General features: G+C 68.0%; 19 protein-coding genes. 10 read left to right on the top strand and 9 right to left on the bottom strand.

Annotated features, from left to right (window positions below):
* Positions 1–5: 5 nt before the first annotated feature.
* From AC2YHT_RS03975 to rhmD, 5 genes are read right to left on the bottom strand one after another with little or no spacing between them, the layout of a single operon-like run.
* Positions 6–341, bottom strand: coding sequence for an L-rhamnose mutarotase (locus AC2YHT_RS03975; RefSeq protein ID WP_110122029.1), 336 nt, complete (start codon positions 339–341; stop codon positions 6–8).
* A gap of 31 nt (positions 342–372) precedes the next feature.
* Positions 373–1,278: an amidohydrolase family protein gene (locus AC2YHT_RS03970; RefSeq protein ID WP_487288286.1), complete on the bottom strand. Its 906-nt coding sequence runs from the start codon at positions 1,276–1,278 to the stop codon at positions 373–375.
* A gap of 57 nt (positions 1,279–1,335) precedes the next feature.
* Positions 1,336–2,085 carry an SDR family NAD(P)-dependent oxidoreductase gene (locus tag AC2YHT_RS03965; RefSeq protein WP_487288285.1) on the bottom strand — a complete coding sequence of 250 codons (750 nt, stop codon included), beginning with the start codon at positions 2,083–2,085 and terminating at the stop codon, positions 1,336–1,338.
* Entirely contained in the window at positions 2,082–2,945 is an 864-nt protein-coding gene (locus AC2YHT_RS03960) for a 2,4-didehydro-3-deoxy-L-rhamnonate hydrolase (protein WP_110122026.1), read from the bottom strand. The genes AC2YHT_RS03965 and AC2YHT_RS03960 overlap by 4 nt, the downstream gene beginning before the upstream one ends.
* 43 nt (positions 2,946–2,988) lie before the next feature.
* Positions 2,989–4,167, bottom strand: a complete 1,179-nt coding sequence (rhmD, locus tag AC2YHT_RS03955) for an L-rhamnonate dehydratase (protein WP_487288284.1) — start codon at positions 4,165–4,167, stop codon at positions 2,989–2,991.
* Between the two features lie 212 nt (positions 4,168–4,379).
* Here rhmD and AC2YHT_RS03950 point away from each other — a divergent pair, with 212 nt between their 5' ends.
* From AC2YHT_RS03950 to AC2YHT_RS03915, 8 genes are all read left to right on the top strand, one after another.
* A complete protein-coding gene (locus AC2YHT_RS03950) occupies positions 4,380–5,213 on the top strand; it encodes an IclR family transcriptional regulator (protein ID WP_110122024.1) in 834 nt (277 codons plus the stop codon).
* A gap of 32 nt (positions 5,214–5,245) precedes the next feature.
* Positions 5,246–6,007, top strand: a complete 762-nt coding sequence (gene lra1 / locus AC2YHT_RS03945) for an L-rhamnose 1-dehydrogenase Lra1 (protein ID WP_110122023.1) — start codon at positions 5,246–5,248, stop codon at positions 6,005–6,007.
* 4 nt (positions 6,008–6,011) lie between these two features.
* Positions 6,012–7,151: an FMN-dependent L-lactate dehydrogenase LldD gene (gene lldD / locus AC2YHT_RS03940; protein ID WP_487288283.1), complete on the top strand. Its 1,140-nt coding sequence runs from the start codon at positions 6,012–6,014 to the stop codon at positions 7,149–7,151.
* Positions 7,151–7,945, top strand: coding sequence for a rhamnogalacturonan acetylesterase (locus AC2YHT_RS03935; protein WP_487288282.1), 795 nt, complete (start codon positions 7,151–7,153; stop codon positions 7,943–7,945). Before lldD ends, AC2YHT_RS03935 begins: the two co-directional genes overlap by 1 nt.
* A gap of 324 nt (positions 7,946–8,269) precedes the next feature.
* On the top strand, positions 8,270–9,502 hold the full coding sequence (locus AC2YHT_RS03930) for an SGNH/GDSL hydrolase family protein (RefSeq protein WP_487288280.1): 1,233 nt from the start codon (positions 8,270–8,272) through the stop codon (positions 9,500–9,502).
* A 77-nt stretch (positions 9,503–9,579) separates the two neighbouring features.
* Entirely contained in the window at positions 9,580–9,759 is a 180-nt protein-coding gene (locus AC2YHT_RS03925) for a hypothetical protein (RefSeq protein WP_487288279.1), read from the top strand.
* A gap of 323 nt (positions 9,760–10,082) precedes the next feature.
* Positions 10,083–11,345, top strand: a complete 1,263-nt coding sequence (locus tag AC2YHT_RS03920; RefSeq protein WP_487288278.1) for a serine hydrolase domain-containing protein — start codon at positions 10,083–10,085, stop codon at positions 11,343–11,345.
* 31 nt (positions 11,346–11,376) lie between these two features.
* Entirely contained in the window at positions 11,377–12,144 is a 768-nt protein-coding gene (locus AC2YHT_RS03915) for an SDR family oxidoreductase (RefSeq protein WP_487288277.1), read from the top strand.
* On the opposite strand, the gene AC2YHT_RS03910 is transcribed toward AC2YHT_RS03915, so the two are convergent.
* From AC2YHT_RS03910 to AC2YHT_RS03895, 4 genes are all read right to left on the bottom strand, one after another.
* Complete coding sequence (locus AC2YHT_RS03910) at positions 12,141–12,554, bottom strand: YciI family protein (RefSeq protein WP_487288276.1); 414 nt, start codon at positions 12,552–12,554, stop codon at positions 12,141–12,143. The genes AC2YHT_RS03915 and AC2YHT_RS03910 overlap by 4 nt on opposite strands.
* Positions 12,555–12,675: 121 nt before the next feature.
* Complete coding sequence (locus AC2YHT_RS03905) at positions 12,676–12,954, bottom strand: ASCH domain-containing protein (RefSeq protein ID WP_487288274.1); 279 nt, start codon at positions 12,952–12,954, stop codon at positions 12,676–12,678.
* 15 nt (positions 12,955–12,969) lie between these two features.
* Positions 12,970–13,815 carry an arginyltransferase gene (locus tag AC2YHT_RS03900; RefSeq protein WP_487288273.1) on the bottom strand — a complete coding sequence of 282 codons (846 nt, stop codon included), beginning with the start codon at positions 13,813–13,815 and terminating at the stop codon, positions 12,970–12,972.
* Positions 13,816–13,925: 110 nt separating this feature from the next.
* A complete protein-coding gene (locus tag AC2YHT_RS03895) occupies positions 13,926–14,825 on the bottom strand; it encodes a flagellar motor protein MotB (protein ID WP_487288271.1) in 900 nt (299 codons plus the stop codon).
* Between the two features lie 127 nt (positions 14,826–14,952).
* Here AC2YHT_RS03895 and AC2YHT_RS03890 point away from each other — a divergent pair, with 127 nt between their 5' ends.
* Positions 14,953–15,810 (top strand): NAD(P)-dependent oxidoreductase, encoded by an 858-nt coding sequence (locus AC2YHT_RS03890; protein ID WP_487288270.1) that lies wholly within the window; start codon positions 14,953–14,955, stop codon positions 15,808–15,810.
* 19 nt (positions 15,811–15,829) lie between these two features.
* Complete coding sequence (locus AC2YHT_RS03885) at positions 15,830–16,231, top strand: hypothetical protein (protein WP_487288268.1); 402 nt, start codon at positions 15,830–15,832, stop codon at positions 16,229–16,231.
* The last annotated feature ends 2 nt before the right edge of the window (positions 16,232–16,233 follow it).

Below are 16,233 nucleotides of genomic sequence, written 5' to 3'. Positions count from 1 at the left end.
GGTCTTCAGCCCTCGAAGAAGAAGACGGGCTTCAGCGGCCACTCGACGGGCTTGTTGTCCGGGTGGACCTCCATCAGGTCGGCCATGAAATCCCACCAGCGCTTCATCACCGGCTGCAGGGGCAGGGCGTCCTTGTTGTTGTCCGGCTTCAGACGCAGCACGGCGAACAGGCTCATGGTCTCTTCGTCGAGGAAGATCGAATAGTCGTAGATGCCCGCGCCGCGCAGGGCTTCGGCCAGGTCCGGCCACAGCTCGTCGTGACGGCGCTCGTACTCGGCGGCGACGCCGGCCTTCAGCTGCATGCGGAAGGCGATCGGGCGACCTTCGATCTTGCTGCTCATGGGGTGTCCTCCGGGCGTCTTTTTATGGTTGTCAGGCGATGCGGTAGATGTCGGCGGCCGTGCCGGCGAACAGGCGCTGGCGGTCGGCGTCGCTGAAATCGGCCGTGATGGCGTCGTAGGCGCTGTAGAAGGCGTCGAAGCTTCCGTGCACCTTCTCGACCGGGAAGTTGCTGGCGAACATGCTGCGTTCCGCGCCGAAGGCCTCGATCACGTAGAGGACGAACGGGCGCAGGCTTTCCACCGTCCAGGCGCGGTCGACCATGGCCAGGCCCGAGATCTTGCACGAGACGTTGGGGCGCTTGGCGAGGTCCGCGAGGCCGGCGCGCCAGAGGGCGAGACCCGCCTCGTCGCGGTCGGTCGGCATGCCGGCGTGATTGACGATCAACGGGATGTCGGGATGGGCGTCGGCCAGCGCGGCGGCGGTCGCCATCTGCGAGGGATAGAGCTGCAGGTCGAACGACAGGCCGTGGTCGGCGAGCAGGGCGAAACCCCGGCGCCACTGGTCGTTCAGCAGCAGGTCGGACGGACCGTAGGTCTTGGCCGGGTCCTCGTGGAAATTGACGATCTGGCGGATCCCGCGAACGCGCGGGCGCTCGGCGTGGGCTTCCAGCAGCAGCTCGACGTTGGGATCGTCCAGGTTGGCCCCGGCGACGATGGCCCCGATGGGCGCGCCGGCGTCGGCCAGGCCTTCCAGCCAGTCGGTTTCGGAGAGCTGCTTGTCGGTCGGCAGGCCGCACTCGACGTGGACCAGGCTCTGGACGCGCCAGGGCAGGGCGTCGGCGGCGTAGTCGGCGGGCAGGTAGTCCTTCCCTGCGATCAGGCTCATGTCGCCGGCCGGATTGTTGGGCAGCGGGTCGTCCTGCAGCCACGAATAGTAGTGCTTGTCGAGGTCCCACAGGTGCATGTGGGCGTCGATGATCGGACCCGCGTACGCCATGGTTCCTCCCTTTGAACCCGCCCGCCCCGAAGGGCGGGCGAGCCCGGATACAAAAGCTTAGAAGGTGGTCCGGCCGCCGGACGTGTCGAAGGTGGCGGCGGTGGTGAAGCTGCACTCTTCGCTGGCCATGAAGCAGACCATGGCGGCGCTTTCCTCGACTTCGCCGAGACGGCCCATCGGGATCTTGCTGCGCATGTACTCGACCTGGCTGGCCGGCAGCTGCTCGAGGATCGGGCTTTCGAAGGTGGCGGGGGTCAGGGCGTTGGCGATCACGCCCTTGCCGGCCAGTTCCTTGCCCAGCGACTTGGTCAGGCCGATCACGCCGGCCTTCGACGCCGAATAGGCGCTGGCGTTCGGGTTGCCTTCCTTGCCGGCCACCGAGGCGACGTTGACGATGCGGCCGTAGCCGGCCGCCAGCATGTGCGGCACCACCGAACGGCAGCAGTAGAAGAGGCCGTTCAGGTTGATATCGATGACGCGCTTCCAGCTGTCGAGCGGGAACTCGTGCACCGGCACGGTGGCGCCGGTGATGCCGGCCGAATTGACCAGCACGTCGATCTTGCCCAAGGCCTCCAGGCTGGCGGCCGTGGCGGCCGCGACCTGGGCTTCGTCGGAGACGTCCAGCGCGTAGGTGAAGGTGGCGCCGATCTCTTCGGCGGCGGCCTTCAGGGCCTCGGCGTTGACGTCCCACAGGGCGACCTTGCCGCCTTCGGCGATAAGGCGGCGGGCGGTTTCCTTGCCCAGGCCCGAGGCGCCGCCGGTGATGACGGCGGCGCGGTTTGCAAAGCGGTTGGCGTAGACGGTCACGAGACGCCTTCCTTGGTCCAGGCGATGACTTCCTGGCGCTGGCTGCCGAGCTTCTCGATGCCCAGCTCCATGACGTCGCCGGCCTTGAGGAAGATCTTTTCCGGCTTCTGGCCTTCGCCGACGCCCGGAGGGGTGCCCGTGGTCAGGATGTCGCCCGGCTCCAGGGTGACGAAGCGGCTCATGTAGGCGATCAGCTCGGCGACGCCGAAGATCATCGTCTTGCTGTTGCCGGTCTGCATGCGCTTGCCGTTGAGGTCGAGCCACATGTCGAGGTTCTGGCAGTCGCCGACCTCATCGGCGGTGACGACCCACGGACCGACCGGACCGAAGGTGTCGCAGCCCTTGCCCTTGTCCCACTGCGAGCCGAGCTCCTTCTGGAAGGCGCGCTCGGAGACGTCGTTCACCAGCACGTAGCCGGCGACGTAGTCCAGGGCTTCGGATTGCTCGACATAGCGGGCGCGCTTGCCGATCACGACGCCCAGCTCGACTTCCCAGTCGCCCTTCTCGGCGCCCTTGGGCAGCATGACCTGGTCGTTCGGGCCGTTCAGGCACGAGATCGCCTTGGTGAAGAAGATCGGCTCGGGCGGGGGCTCGAGGCCGGCTTCCTTGGCGTGGTCGGCGAAGTTCAGGCCGATGGCCAGGAACTTGCCGACATTGCCGATCGGCACGCCGTAGCGCGGCGAGCCTTCGACCACCGGCAGGGTGGCCGGGTCGATGGCGGCGATCTTGGCCAGGCCCTCGGGCGACAGCTCGGCGCCGGTGATGTCGGACACGTGGCCCGACAGGTCGCGGATCTTGCCTTCGGCGTCGAGCAGACCGGGCTTTTCGGCGCCCCGCGGGCCGTAACGCAGCAGTTTCATGATCTTCTGGCTCTAGGGGGAAATGGGGGAGGAAAGGCGCGGCTTACCGCGGATAGGGACGGTGCAGGGCGATGTCGCGGTTCAGCTCGACGCCGAAGCCGGGCGCGTCGCCGAGCTTGAGCTTGCCGTTGACCGGCACGGGCTCGCCGATCAGCTGCGGATGGAACATCGGCACGACCTCGTCGGCCTTCGGGGCCATCATCAGGAACTCGGCGAACGGGCTGTTATGGCGCGTGATGACGAAGTGGTAGCTGTACACCGACGAGCCGTGCGGGATCATCATCACGCCCTTGCTGTCGGCCAGGTTGGCGATCTTGATCAGTTCGGTGACGCCGCCGCACCAGCCCACGTCCGGCTGGATGATGTCGCAGCATTCCATCTCCAGCAGCATGCGGAAGCCCCAGCGGGTGGCTTCGTGCTCGCCGGTGGTGACCAGCATGCCCTTGGGGGCGTTCTTCTTGAGATCGCGATAGCCCCAGTAGTCGTCGGGGCTGAGGGCTTCCTCGATCCACTTCAGGCCCAGCTCGTGGGCCTTGTGGGCCAGCTTGGTGGCGTAGTTGAGGTCCAGCGACATCCAGCAGTCGAACATCAGCCAGAAGTCCTCGCCCACGCGCTCGCGCATGGTGGCCAGTTCCTGGATGTTCTTGTGCAGGCCTTCTTCGCCCTCGGCCGGGCCGTGGTGCAGGGGCATCTTGCCGCCGATGAAGCCCATCTCCTTGGCCAGGTCCGGACGCGCGCCCGTGGCGTAGAAGGTAAGTTCGTCACGGACCTTGCCGCCGAGCAGGGCGTAGACCGGCTCCTGGCGCAGCTTGCCCAGCAGGTCGTAGAGCGCCAGGTCGACGCCCGAGATGGCGTTCACGACCAGGCCCTTGCGGCCGTAGTACTGGGTGGAGAAGTACATCTGGTCCCAGATTTTCTCGACCTCGGTCGGGTCGCGGCCTTCCAGGAAGCGGGCCAGGTGCTTTTCGACGATGAAGGCGGCCGGCTCGCCGCCGGTGGTCACCGCGAAGCCGATCGTGCCATCGACGGCCTCGATCTCGACGACCAGCGTGCCCAGCACGTTGATGCCGAAGCTCTGGCGGCTCTGGCGGTATTCCGGATAGCGCGACATCGGGGTGGCGATGTGATCGTCGATCCAGTGGCCTTCGCCCTGGTCGTGATAATCAGCGCCGCCGCCGCGGACCACGAAGGCCCGGACATGCTTGATCAAGGGAAGCGGCATCTTAGTGCTCCAACAACGCCCGGTCGCTCGACCGGATCAACCCCAAACCGGGGGAGGGCGCGCCAGCGGGGCCGCCGAACGGCGCGAACACATGTTCGCGCTACCTCCCCAGAACATCGTATGACACGCTCGCCGCGGTAGATCCGTGACCCGAAGAGTCGCGAAGCGAGCCCTTGTCTTGCGTTCCATATTATGAGAGGTAGTGCTACAAAATGAAACCCAGCACGTCAAGGGGAGCGGAACCAGTGGCTGACGACGAAGGCGCGGCGACCAAGAGCCCAAGCGGTAGCCAGACGCTGTTTCGCGGCCTGGACGTGCTCGACGTGGTGGCCGATGCGGGCGCCATCGGCCTGCCGGCCCTGGCCGCGCGACTCGGCCTGACCCGCAGCACCACCCACCGACTGGCCACGGCGTTGGTCGAACGGCGTATGCTCACCCAAACGCCGCGCGAAGGCTATAGCCTTGGCTCCAAGCTGCTCGAGCTGGGCTATCTGGCCAGCCAGCAGATGGACCTGCCGCGCGTGGCGCGCCCGCACCTGGAAAAGCTGTGGGAAGAGCTGGAAGACACCGTCCACCTGGGCGTGCTCGACGACGACCGCGCTCTTTATCTGGACAAGCTGACCGGCCGCCGCCGCATCAACATCTCCTCGCGCGTGGGCGATCGCCAGCCGATCCGCTCGACCGGCCTGGGCAAGGCCCTGGTGCTGGACGACGAGGAAGCCCGCTGGCGCGCGCTCTATCGCAAGGAAGGCCCGGCCGCCGCCGGCGCGCCCAACGAAGAGCAGTGGATCGCGTGGATGCGCGACTACTCCCAGCGCGGGGTCGCCTTCGACCTTGAAGAGAATGAAGACCGCATCCGCTGCGTGGCCGCGCCCGTGCGCGGGGCGGGCGGTCAGATCGTCGCCGCGATCAGCGTCTCGGGCGCTGCTCAGTACATGGACGACGAACGGATGACCGGCCTGGTGGACGACGTCCGCCTGGCCGCCGACGCGATCAGCCGCGATTTGGGCTGGAACGGTAAGCGGGGTTCGGGCGCCAAGACCTGACGCCTCCCGCGCGTATGTATGACGGAGGAACTATGCTTCTGAAGGACAAGGTGGTGCTGGTGACCGGCGCCTCGGGCGGCATCGGCAAGGCGGCCGCCATCGGCGCCGCGCGTCATGGCGCCGACGTGGCGATCAACTACCACTCCGACGAGGCCGGCGCGGCCGACGCCGTGGCGCAGATCGAGGCCCTGGGCCGTCGCGCCATCGCCGTGAAGGGCGACGTAGCCGAGGTCGCGACCGCCAAGGCCTTCGTCGACGCCGCCGTCGCGGCCTTCGGCAAGGTCGACGTCTTCGTCAACAACGCCGGCATCTGCCCGTTCCACGCCTTCCTCGACATGCCGCCCGAGGTTCTCGAGCGGACCATGAAGGTCAATCTGCACGGCGCCTATTACATGGTGCAGGCGGCGGCCAACCAGATGGTCAAGCAGGGCCATGGCGGTTCGATCATCGCCGTTTCCTCGATCAGCGCCCTGGTCGGCGGCGGCATGCAGACGCACTACACCCCGACCAAGGCCGGCGTGCACAGCCTGATGCAGTCGACCGCCATCGCGCTCGGCAAGTATGGCATCCGCTGCAATTCGGTGCTGCCGGGCACCATCGAGACCGCGATCAACAAGGAAGACCTCGCTGACGTCGCCAAGCGCGAATACATGAGCGGCCGCATCCCGCTGGGCCGCTTGGGCGAGCCCGACGACCTGGCCGGCCCGATCGTGTTCCTGGCCTCGGACCTGGCCAACTATGTCACCGGCGCGGCCCTGCTGGTGGACGGCGGCGCGTTCGTGAACCTGCAGTAGTCCCGTGATCATCTCGTCGACCACCGACTTCCGCGAGGCGGCGCGGCGCAAGCTGCCGCGCTTCCTCTTCGACTACATCGACGGCGGCGCCTATGCCGAGCGGACCCTGGCCCGCAACGTCTCCGATCTCGCCGACCTGGCCCTGCGCCAGCGGGTGCTCAAGGACGTGTCCAGGGTCTCGACGGCGACCAGCCTGTTCGGCGTGGAGCAGTCCATGCCGGTGGTGCTGGCCCCGGTCGGCCTGACGGGCATGTACGCCCGTCGGGGCGAATGCCAGGCGGTGCGCGCGGCTTCGGCCAAGGGCGTGCCGCTGTGCCTGTCGACGGTGTCGGTGTGCGACGTGGATGAAGTGGCGGCGGCTTCCAGCCGGCCGCTGTGGTTCCAGCTCTATGTGCTGCGCGATCGCGCCTTCATGCGCGACCTGCTGGCGCGGGCGGCGGCGGCGGGGGCGACGACGCTCGTCTTCACCGTCGACATGCCCGTGCCGGGGGCCCGCTATCGCGACGCTCACTCGGGCATGAGCGGTCCGAACGCCTCGGTGCGCCGGATGCTGCAGGCCGTGGGCCGGCCGCAATGGGCGTGGGACGTCGGCCTGATGGGTCGTCCCCACACCCTGGGCAACGTGGCCCCGGTGCTGAAGGGCAATACGGGCCTGGAGGACTTCATGGGCTGGCTGGGGGCGAACTTCGACCCCTCGATCCAGTGGAAGGATCTGGAATGGATCCGTGAGTCCTGGAAGGGGCCGCTGATCATCAAGGGCGTGCTCGACCCCGAGGACGCCAAGGCCGCCGCCGACATCGGCGCCGACGGGGTGGTGGTGTCCAACCACGGCGGTCGCCAGCTGGACGGGGTGCTGTCCTCGACCAAGGCCCTGCCGGCCATCGCCGAGGCGGTGGGCGACAAGCTGACGGTCCTGGCCGACGGCGGGGTGCGTTCGGGCCTCGACGTGGTGCGGATGCTGGCCCTGGGCGCCAAGGGCGTCCTCTTGGGCCGGGCCGCCGTTTATGCCCTGGCCGCCAACGGGCAGGCGGGGGTGACCCAGCTGCTCGACCTGATGGAGAAGGAGATGCGGGTGGCCATGGCGCTGACCGGCGTCAATTCCGTCTCCGAGATCGATCGTTCCATCCTGGCGGAGACCCGCTGATGAAAACCGCCGCCGCCCTCGCCATCGCTCTCGTGCTGGGGGCGGCGCCCGCCGCCCTGGCCGATCCGAACCGCATCGTTATCGCCAGCGACTCCACCGCCGCCGACTACAGCGCCCGCAGCTTCCCGCAGATGGGCTGGGGCATGGTGCTGAAGTGCTCGCTGAAGCCGGAGGCGGAGATCGTCAACCTGGCTCGCGGCGGCCGCTCGACCAAGACCTTCCAGGAGGAGGGGCTGTGGGCGGTGCTGATGGCGCAGCTGAAGAAGGACGACACCGTCCTGATCCAGTTCGGCCACAACGACGCCGACACCAAGAAGATCGTCCGCTTCACCGATCCCAACGGGGCCTATGCCGACAACCTGCGCCGGTTCGTGGCCGACGTGCGGACGGCGGGCGGCAAGCCGGTGCTGATCACCCCGATCGCCAAGCTGATCTTCAAGGACGGCCAGATCCAGGACACCCACGGTCCCTATTCGGCGACCGTGCGGCGGGTGGCGGCCGAGACGAAGACGCCGCTGATCGATCTCGACAAGGAAAGCCAGGCGGCCCTGCAGAAGATGGGCGAGGCCGAGGGCGCCAAGCGCTTCATGATCTATTCGGCGGCCGACAAGATCGCCAGCCACCCCGAAGGCGTCAACGACACCACCCACCCCAACGAGCTGGGCGCGCGCATGGCGGCCGGCATCGTGGCCAAGGGGCTGCGGGGGGCGAAGGTTCCGGTCTCCAAGCTGGTGCTGCCTGGCGTGGCCGACGCCTCGGCGCGCGGCGAGCCCAGCTGCGCTGGGCGGCCTTAGGGACCGTCTCCACCCGTAAAATCCCCGCGAAAGCGGGGACCCAGGCGTTTTATCGTTGAGCGCCGCGGGTTTCAGAAAAAGCCTAGGCCCCCGCTTTCGCGGGGGTTTTACGGAAAAGGGGAGAGCCGGGAGCCTTCCAGGCAAAAAGAAAGGAGCGCTGGCCAGGCCGGCGCTCCTGCGACCTCAGGGGGAACGAGGTCAGGCAGAACGGGGAAGGATCGAACTCGATCCAACGATCAATTCTCACAATATGGACAATTGATCGATATATTGAGAATATCACTGAAGTGGCGGACGTCAACCGCCGTTGCGTGGGGAAACGCCGTGAAACGACTTCTTCTGTCCGCCGCCCTGGTTCTGGCCCTGGCCCCGAGCGCGCCGCTGCTGGCCGCGCCCAAAGCCCGTCCCGCCGCCGCCGTCGCGACCGCGCCGGCCTGGCGCAGCGCCTGGGGCAATGCGCCGATCGCGCCGCAGGCCGTGGCCCGTCCGGGCGAGGCCAGGGCCTTCACCGACGTCACGGTGCGCCAGGTCATGCGGCTGAACGCCGGCGGCGAGGCGCTGCGGCTGCGGCTTTCGAACGAACTCAATGAGCGCCCGCTGGCGGTGGGGGCGATCACGGTCGCCCCGGCCGACGCCGACGGCAAGATCCTGGGCGCGCCGGTCGCGGTGACCGTGGGCGGCAAGTCCGAGTTCACGATCGCGCCGGGCGCGCCGCTGCTGACCGATCCGGTCGCCCTGCCGGTCAAGGCCATGGACCGGGTGTCGGTGGCGATCTTCTATGTCGGGACCCAGGCTCCGGCCGGTCACCGCGTGCGGCTGTTCGTGGCCCCGCCCGGCAACCACGTCGCCAAGAGCCAGATCCCCGGCGAGGAGACCCTGCGCGGTCCGGGCCTGGTCAGCGGCGTCGAGGTGCGCGGCGCGGGCGAGGCGCAGGTGCTGGTGGCGATCGGCGACTCGATCACCGAAGGCTCCGGCTCGACCGCCAACGCCGACAAGGGCTATCCCGAGCAGCTGGCCCAGCGGCTGGCCGCGCGCGGCGAGGGCTGGAGCGTGGTCAACATGGGCGTCGGCGGCGGGCGGCTGCTGCGCGAGGTGTCGGGACCCAGCGCCCTGTCGCGCTTCGACCGCGACGTGCTGAGCGTGGCGGGCCTGAAGGCGGTGTTCCTGCTGGAAGGCATCAACGACATCGGCCGTCCGGCCCAGCCGGGCTTCGCCGCCGATGCGGTCAGCCCTGAGGACCTGATCGCCGGTTATCGCCAGCTGATCGCCCGGGCCCACGCGCGCGGCGTGAAGATCTATGGCGGCGTCATCCCGCCGTTCGAGGGCGCGGCCTATTACCACGAGAAGGGCGAGGCCACGCGCCAGGCGGTCAACGCCTGGATCCGCACCAGCGGCGAGTTCGACGGAATCGTCGACTTCGACGCGGTGCTGCGCGATCCGGAGAGGCCCAGCCAGCTGCGCGTCGAGACCCACGGCGGCGACCACCTGCACCCCAACGACGCAGGCTACGCCCTGATGGCCGAAGCAATCGACAAGGCGCTGTTCTCGGCGAAGTAGAAGTCGGGCGTCGGCTTGTCGCGATGGTGGAAAGCGGGCTACCTCCCCGCAGTATTCGTGTGAGGGGGCTTTTTCCGATGAAGACCATCAAGTCGCTGCTGGCCGGCGTGTTCATCCTGGCGGCGCCGACCCTGGCCCATGCGGCCGACGGCGACTCGAAGAAGTCGACGGCGGTGTTTATCGCCCTGTTCGCGGTGTTCTGCGGCGTGGGGACGATTTTCCTGGCCGTGGCCGCGAACGCCAAAAAGAAGAAGTAGACAGGGCTCTCTATTCAAATGCCTTCCTGGGCCTTGTGCCCGGGATCCATCGTTCCGCCGCTCAGGTCTTTGCAGGATGGCCTGGGTCTGGGCGGCCGCCGGCATGGACCCTCGCCACAGGGGCGAGGGAGGCGATCCTTTTGGGGACGAGGTCTCGTGGAGCCCCGAACCGTCCAGACTCCAAGGCGTGATTGCACCTGTCGCAATCCCCGGTAAGGTCGCCTCCAAACGACTGTTTGGGGTGATGTATGGCGATGCAGGGTTTTGGGCGGCGTTTCGGGTTGGCGACGGCCCTGGCCTTCTCTCTGGCGATGGGGGGGGCGATGGGCGCATCGCCCGTCCTGGCCGCCCCGAAGCCGGTCCTGCCGGCCGCCGCGCCCGAGAGCGTCGGGGTCTCGTCCGAGCGGCTGCAGAAGCTGGACGCCTTCATGAAGAACCTCGTCGCCACCGGCCACCTGCCGGGCGCGACGACGATGCTGCTGCGACACGGCAAGGTGGTCAGCTTCGAGACCTACGGCGCTCAGGGCTTTGGCGGCCCGCCGATGACCAAGGACACGATCTTCCGCATCTACTCCCAGACCAAGCCGGTCACGGGCGTGGCGATGATGATCCTGTTCGAGGAGGGCAAATGGCGTCTCGACGACCCGGTGACCAAGTACATCCCGGAGTTCGCCAATCTGCGCGTCTACAAGGGCGTGAACCCAGACGGCTCGTTCATCACCGATCCGTCCGATCGGCCGCCGAGCATGCGCGAGATCATGAACCACACGGCCGGCTTCGCCTATGGCCTCAACCCCGACAACCCCGTCGACAAGGCCTATGTCTCGACCGGCGTGCTGAGCTCCAAGAGCGGCCAGGAGTTCGTCGAGAAGGTCGCCAAGCTGCCGCTGGTGGGACCGCCCGGCAAGCAGTGGAAGTACAGCGTCGGCGTCGACATCCAGGGCTTCATCGTCGAGAAGCTGTCGGGCCAGAGCCTGCCGGACTTCATGCAGAGCCGCATCTTTACGCCGCTGAAGATGAAGGACACCGGCTTCTCGCTGCCGGCCGACAAGGCCTCGCGCCTGGCCAGCCTCTACATGTGGAACGGCAAGGAGAAGAAGATCGTCCCGGCCGAAGGCTTCATGGTGCTGGACATCACCAAGCCGCCGGTCGTGGCCTCGGGCGGCGGGGGCCTCGTCTCGACCAGCACCGACTACGCCCGCTTCGCCCAGATGCTGCTGAATGGCGGCGAACTGGACGGCGTGCGGATCCTGTCGCCGGCCACCGTCAAGCTGATGGCGTCCGATCACCTGGACGACGTGATCCTCGACGACCCCGAAGCTCCGTTCTCGAAGGCGACCGGCAAGGGCTTCGGCCTGGACTTCATGGTCATCACCGACCCGGCCCGGGCCGGGACGCTGGCGGGGAAGGGGACCTACAGCTGGGGCGGCGCGGCCGGCACCTGGTTCTGGATCGACCCGACCAACGACGTGATCTTCCTGGGCATGATCCACGTGCTGGGCAAGGACGGCGATCCGGCCCTGCGCAACATCGACGAACGCACGGCGACCCTGGTCTACCAGGCGCTCACCAACCCTGAAAAATAAGCCCGGAAGAACGGGCGCGGAGGAAACGCTAATGCTGGAAATGTTCTCCCTCGAGGGCCGGGTGGCGCTCGTCACCGGCGGGTCGCGCGGCATCGGCCGGATGATCGCCGAGGGTTTCCTGCGCTATGGCGCGGCGAGGGTCTACATCACCGCCCGCAAGGCCGGGGCCTGCGACGCGGCGGCCGAGGAGCTGTCGGAATTCGGCGAGTGCGTGTCGCTGCCGGGCGACATCTCGACCCTGGAAGGCGTGCAGGGCCTGGCGGCGCGGATCACCGAGCGGGAGACGAAGCTCGACATCCTGGTCAACAACGCCGGCGCGGCCTGGGGCGCGGCCTTCGACGAGTTCCCTGAAGCCGGCTGGGACAAGACCGTCGACCTCAACATGAAGACCCCGTTCTTCCTCACCCAGGCCCTGATCGGTCCGCTGCGCGAGGCGGCCAAGGCCCGCGTGGCCAAGGTGATCAACGTCGCCTCGATCGACGGCCTGTCGGTGACCAAGGAGGAGACCTATCCCTACGGCGCCAGCAAGGCGGGTTTGATCCACATGACCAAGCGCATGGCCCTGCGGCTGGCGGCCGACAACATCGCCGTCTCGGCCATCGCGCCGGGCGCCTTTCCCAGCGACATGAACCGCGTCGCCCGGGACCACGCCGACGCCGTGGCCAAGCACATTCCCGCCGGCCGCATCGGCGAGCCCGAGGACATGGCCGGGGCTGCGATCTACCTGGCCTCACGGGCGGGGGACTATGTGATGGGGTCTACGATCACCGTCGATGGCGGGGTGGCCTGGTCGCGCTAGGCGACGCCAAGTTTGCCGCGTTCACCGTCCTCGGCCTCCGGGGCTTCCAGACCGAGGGCTTCGGCCATGTCTTCGACCTCGATGAATGGCCGGATCTCGAGCACGGTTCGGCCTGGGCCGAGGCGGGGACTGCGGCGGGCCCAGGCGACGGCCTCATCCATGTTCTCGACCTCCCAGATCGAGAAGCCGGCGACGAGGTCCTGGGGCGGGCCGAACGGGCCTTCAGCGACGGTGTGACCCGGGCCGTCGAAGACGATCCGCCTGGCCTGGGCCGAGTTCTTGAGGCCTGCGCCGGCCACCAGGACGCCCGCCCTAACCAGATCCTCGGTGAATCGCTCCATCGCCTCGAACGCCTCGAGGGGGGGCGGGGCGCCCTTTTCGCTGTCCTCGGTCGCCTTAGCGAAAACCATGACACGCATCTCTCGTCTCCTTGGCCGAGGCGCAACGGGCCTCGCACAGGAACGACGAACGGACCCGCCGATGACCGACACTCGTCCACTGTTTTTGCATCAAGCGTGTCGATGAGCGGCCTCAGCCGCCCAAGTACTCGAACTCGACGAGATAGACGGTCTCGCCGGCGCCGTGCTTGGCCACCTTCAGCAGGTCTACCACGCCCAGGAAGCCCGAACGCCGCGCTAGGTCCGGCGTGATGTCGGACAGACTGATCTCGCGAAGGGCGGTGACTTGGATCGCGCCGGGGCCCAACGGGTAGCGGCCGCCGACCTTGACGCGCGGTTTTTGCCAGATGCGGACGCTGCAGGTGACCTCGCCGCGCATGACGGGGTCGCGCAGCCGCTTGGTGAACATCATCCGGGCGGACCGGCCTTAGGGCTTCCCCGCCGCCGGCAGTTCGGTCAGCGGTACGGCGTCGGAGAGTTCGACCTCGCGCACGGCTGGGGCCGGGGCGGCCTTGGGCGGGCGGGCGCCGCGTTCGCGGGCCGACATCAGCGACCAGCCGCCGGGCTTGAGGATCTCCAGCGGCGAGAACTTGGCCTTGTAGGCCATCTTCTCCGAGCCCGGCACCCAGTAGCCCAGATAGACGTAGGGCAGGCCGGTCAGGCGGGCCTGGACGATGTGGTCGAGGATGATGAAGGAGCCCAGGCTCCGGCGGACCTCGGTCGGATCGTAGAAGCTGTAGACCAGCGACAGGCCGTCGGCGAGCACGTCGACCAGCACGCAGGCGACCAGCTCGCCCGGACCGCGATCGACCGACGGGCGGCGATATTCGATCAGGTGGGTGCGGACAGCGGTGTCCTCGACCATGGCGACGTAGTCGGGCCAGGTCATCTCGGCCATGCCGCCGTCGGCGTGACGGGCGGTGAGGTAGCGGCGCAGCAGCTCGAACTGCTCCAGCGTGGCCTCGGCCTCGACCAGGTGGCGAACGAGGTCGCCGTTGCGGCTCAGGGCGCGACGCTCCGAGCGCGAGAATTCGTAGTCGACCGCGGGCGCGCGCGCCGACTGGCAGGCGCGGCAGGTCTCGCAGGCGGGCCGGTAGGCGATGTTCTGGGAGCGGCGGAAGCCGACCTGGGTGAGGCCGTCATTGACGCCGGGGCCGTCGGACAGGGGCAGGTGCGTGAAGACCTTCCGCTCCTGGCGGCCGGCCAGGTACGGGCATGGGGTCGGCGCCGTCAGGAAGAACCGAAGCTGTCGCGTCGGAAAATGCTGCGTCACGTCGTCCTTGTCCCCTTCCTCCGGCCAGGCCCCCGCCTATGCCTCAAGGGTGATTAGGCGGCATGCCGAGCCGTTGTGCAAGCAGGACAAACGCGTGACGCGTCATACGGTCACAGGTTGTCGGGCAGGACGGGCTTTTCGCGCAACAGGACGATGGAGATCCGGCGGTTGCCGGCCAGGGTGGGATCGTCGGCGTAGAGAGGCTCGGAATTGGCCTTGCCGGAGACCTGGTAGATGCGGTCGTCGTCGACGCCGGCCCCACGCAGGATCTGGCGCGAGGAGTCGGCGCGCTGGGCCGACAGGGACCAGTCGCTGTCGGCCTTGCGGCCGCGGGCGTCGGCGCTGGTGTGGCCCGAGACAGTGATGCGGTTGGGCAGCTGGTTGATGACCTTGGCCACGGCGCGCAGCAGCAGGCGGGCCCGGTCGTTGGGCTCCTTGCTGTTTTCCTTGAACATCGAGCGGCCTTCCTGGTCGATCAGCTGGATGCGCAGGCCTTCCGGGGTCTGGTCGATCATGATCTGCTTCGACAGTTCGGCCAGTTCGGGCATGTCCTGCAGCGACTGGCGCAGCGACTGGGCGGCCGAGGCGAAGCTGTCCTGCTCCTTCTTGGCCAGGGCGTCGCGCAGGGCTTGTTCGCTGGCCGAGTCGAGGCTGGCGGTGGTCGAGGACTGGCCGTCCTGGTTGGTCTGGTCGGGAGCCTCGGGGGCCATCTGCTGGACGACCGACATCTTGCCGTCGGCCTTGGCGCCGTCGTCGCCGAGCGAGGTGCCGCCGAGAATGCCGCCCGAGCCGCTGGTGCTGGACGAGATCGAGGCGGGGGCGAAGTAGTCGGCGATGCCCTGCTTCTGCTCGGGGCTCGTGGTGTTGAGCAGCCACATCAGCAGGAAGAAGGCCATCATCGCCGTCACGAAGTCGGCATAGGCGACCTTCCAGGCGCCGCCATGGTGACCATGACCGCCGCCCTTCTTGATCTTCTTGATGATGATCGGCGCTTCGCCGGTCGACGCCATCGTGCTTAAGCCTGCTTAACCCTGTCGGGGCAACCTGAAGGCAGGACGTTAAAATGGCGTTGCGATCGCAGGCCCGAGGGGCCAGAGACGGGGCCGAAACCGCAGGGTGCGGCAAGGAGTCTCGCGCATGAAGACGGCGTTCATCGGCCTGGGAGTGATGGGCTTTCCGATGGCGGGCCACCTGCAGGCCGCCGGCCACGACGTGACCGTCTATAACCGCACCGCGCAGAAGGCCGCCCGCTGGGTGGAAAAGCACGGCGGCAACAGCGATCCGACCATCGCCGGCGCGTCGAAGGGCGCTCAACTGGTGGCCCTGTGCGTTGGCAATGACGACGATGTCCGCGCGGTGGTGGCCGAGATCCTGCCGGCGCTGGAAGCCGGCGCGATCATCGTCGACCACACCACCACCTCGGCCAAGGTCGCCCGTGAGATGGCGGAGCTTTGCGCCGCCAAGGGCGTGGGCTTCCTCGACGCGCCGGTCTCCGGCGGCCAGGCGGGGGCCGAGAACGGCCAGCTGACGATCATGGTCGGCGGCGACGAGGGATCTTACGCGGCGGCCGAGCCGGTGCTCAACGTCTACGCCAAGGCCATGCGCCGCATGGGGCCGTCGGGCGCGGGCCAGCTGACCAAGATGTGCAACCAGATCGCCATCGCCGGCGTGGTCCAGGGCGTGGCCGAGGCCCTGCACTTCGCCAAGCGCGCGGGCCTGCCGACCGACGACGTGCTGGCGGCGATCTCCAAGGGCGCGGCCCAGTCCTGGCAGATGGAGAACCGCTGGGGGACGATGTCGCGCGGCGAGTTCGAGTTCGGCTTCGCGGTCGACTGGATGCGCAAGGACCTGGGCATCGCCCTGGACGAGGCGGCCAGCAACGGCGCGACGCTGGACATGACCCGGATGATCGACGGCTTCTACGGCGAGGTGCAGGAGCTGGGCGGGAACCGCTGGGACACCTCCAGCCTCGTGGCCCGGCTGGAGAAGAAGTAGTCGACGAGGGGCGGGGGCCATGAGCGACGCGAACGCAAATCTCACAGGGGTCTGGCAGGGGCTCTATTCCTTCGCCGTCGCCATGGCGCCCGTAGCGTTCACCGCCACCCTGCTGGAGAGCGGCGCGTGGGTCAGCGGCTCGGTGCACGAGGTGGCCTACGACGACACCGGCGCGGTCGAGGTGTTCGCGACGCTGCTGGGAACGCGCGAGGGGGCTTCAGTAAGCTTCACCAAGACCTATGACGGCTCGGCCGGCTGGAGCCATGACGTGTTCTACGCCGGAACCGTTAGCGACGACGGAACCGAGATCGAGGGGACCTGGAACATTCCCGGCGTCTGGTCGGGCAAGTTCCTGATGATCCGCTCGCAGGGGCCGCGCGAGGCGCAGCTGCGGCAAGCCTTCGAAGATATTCGCGCCTGAAG

The organism is Caulobacter sp. SRI_008 (assembly GCF_057586355.1).
The sequence above is the reverse complement of the archived record's forward strand: the minus strand, read 5'-3'. Positions and strand labels throughout refer to the sequence as shown.

Coding starts and splice junctions, on each gene's coding strand:
- AC2YHT_RS03975 (WP_110122029.1), bottom strand. CDS start 341: ATGAGCAGCAAGATCGAAGGTCGCCCGATCGCCTTCCGCATGCAGCTG.
- AC2YHT_RS03970 (WP_487288286.1), bottom strand. CDS start 1,278: ATGGCGTACGCGGGTCCGATCATCGACGCCCACATGCACCTGTGGGAC.
- AC2YHT_RS03960 (WP_110122026.1), bottom strand. CDS start 2,945: ATGAAACTGCTGCGTTACGGCCCGCGGGGCGCCGAAAAGCCCGGTCTG.
- rhmD (WP_487288284.1), bottom strand. CDS start 4,167: ATGCCGCTTCCCTTGATCAAGCATGTCCGGGCCTTCGTGGTCCGCGGC.
- AC2YHT_RS03950 (WP_110122024.1), top strand. CDS start 4,380: ATGAAACCCAGCACGTCAAGGGGAGCGGAACCAGTGGCTGACGACGAA.
- lra1 (WP_110122023.1), top strand. CDS start 5,246: ATGCTTCTGAAGGACAAGGTGGTGCTGGTGACCGGCGCCTCGGGCGGC.
- AC2YHT_RS03935 (WP_487288282.1), top strand. CDS start 7,151: ATGAAAACCGCCGCCGCCCTCGCCATCGCTCTCGTGCTGGGGGCGGCG.
- AC2YHT_RS03925 (WP_487288279.1), top strand. CDS start 9,580: ATGAAGACCATCAAGTCGCTGCTGGCCGGCGTGTTCATCCTGGCGGCG.
- AC2YHT_RS03920 (WP_487288278.1), top strand. CDS start 10,083: ATGGGCGCATCGCCCGTCCTGGCCGCCCCGAAGCCGGTCCTGCCGGCC.
- AC2YHT_RS03915 (WP_487288277.1), top strand. CDS start 11,377: ATGCTGGAAATGTTCTCCCTCGAGGGCCGGGTGGCGCTCGTCACCGGC.
- AC2YHT_RS03910 (WP_487288276.1), bottom strand. CDS start 12,554: ATGGTTTTCGCTAAGGCGACCGAGGACAGCGAAAAGGGCGCCCCGCCC.
- AC2YHT_RS03905 (WP_487288274.1), bottom strand. CDS start 12,954: ATGATGTTCACCAAGCGGCTGCGCGACCCCGTCATGCGCGGCGAGGTC.
- AC2YHT_RS03895 (WP_487288271.1), bottom strand. CDS start 14,825: ATGGCGTCGACCGGCGAAGCGCCGATCATCATCAAGAAGATCAAGAAG.
- AC2YHT_RS03890 (WP_487288270.1), top strand. CDS start 14,953: ATGAAGACGGCGTTCATCGGCCTGGGAGTGATGGGCTTTCCGATGGCG.
- AC2YHT_RS03885 (WP_487288268.1), top strand. CDS start 15,830: ATGAGCGACGCGAACGCAAATCTCACAGGGGTCTGGCAGGGGCTCTAT.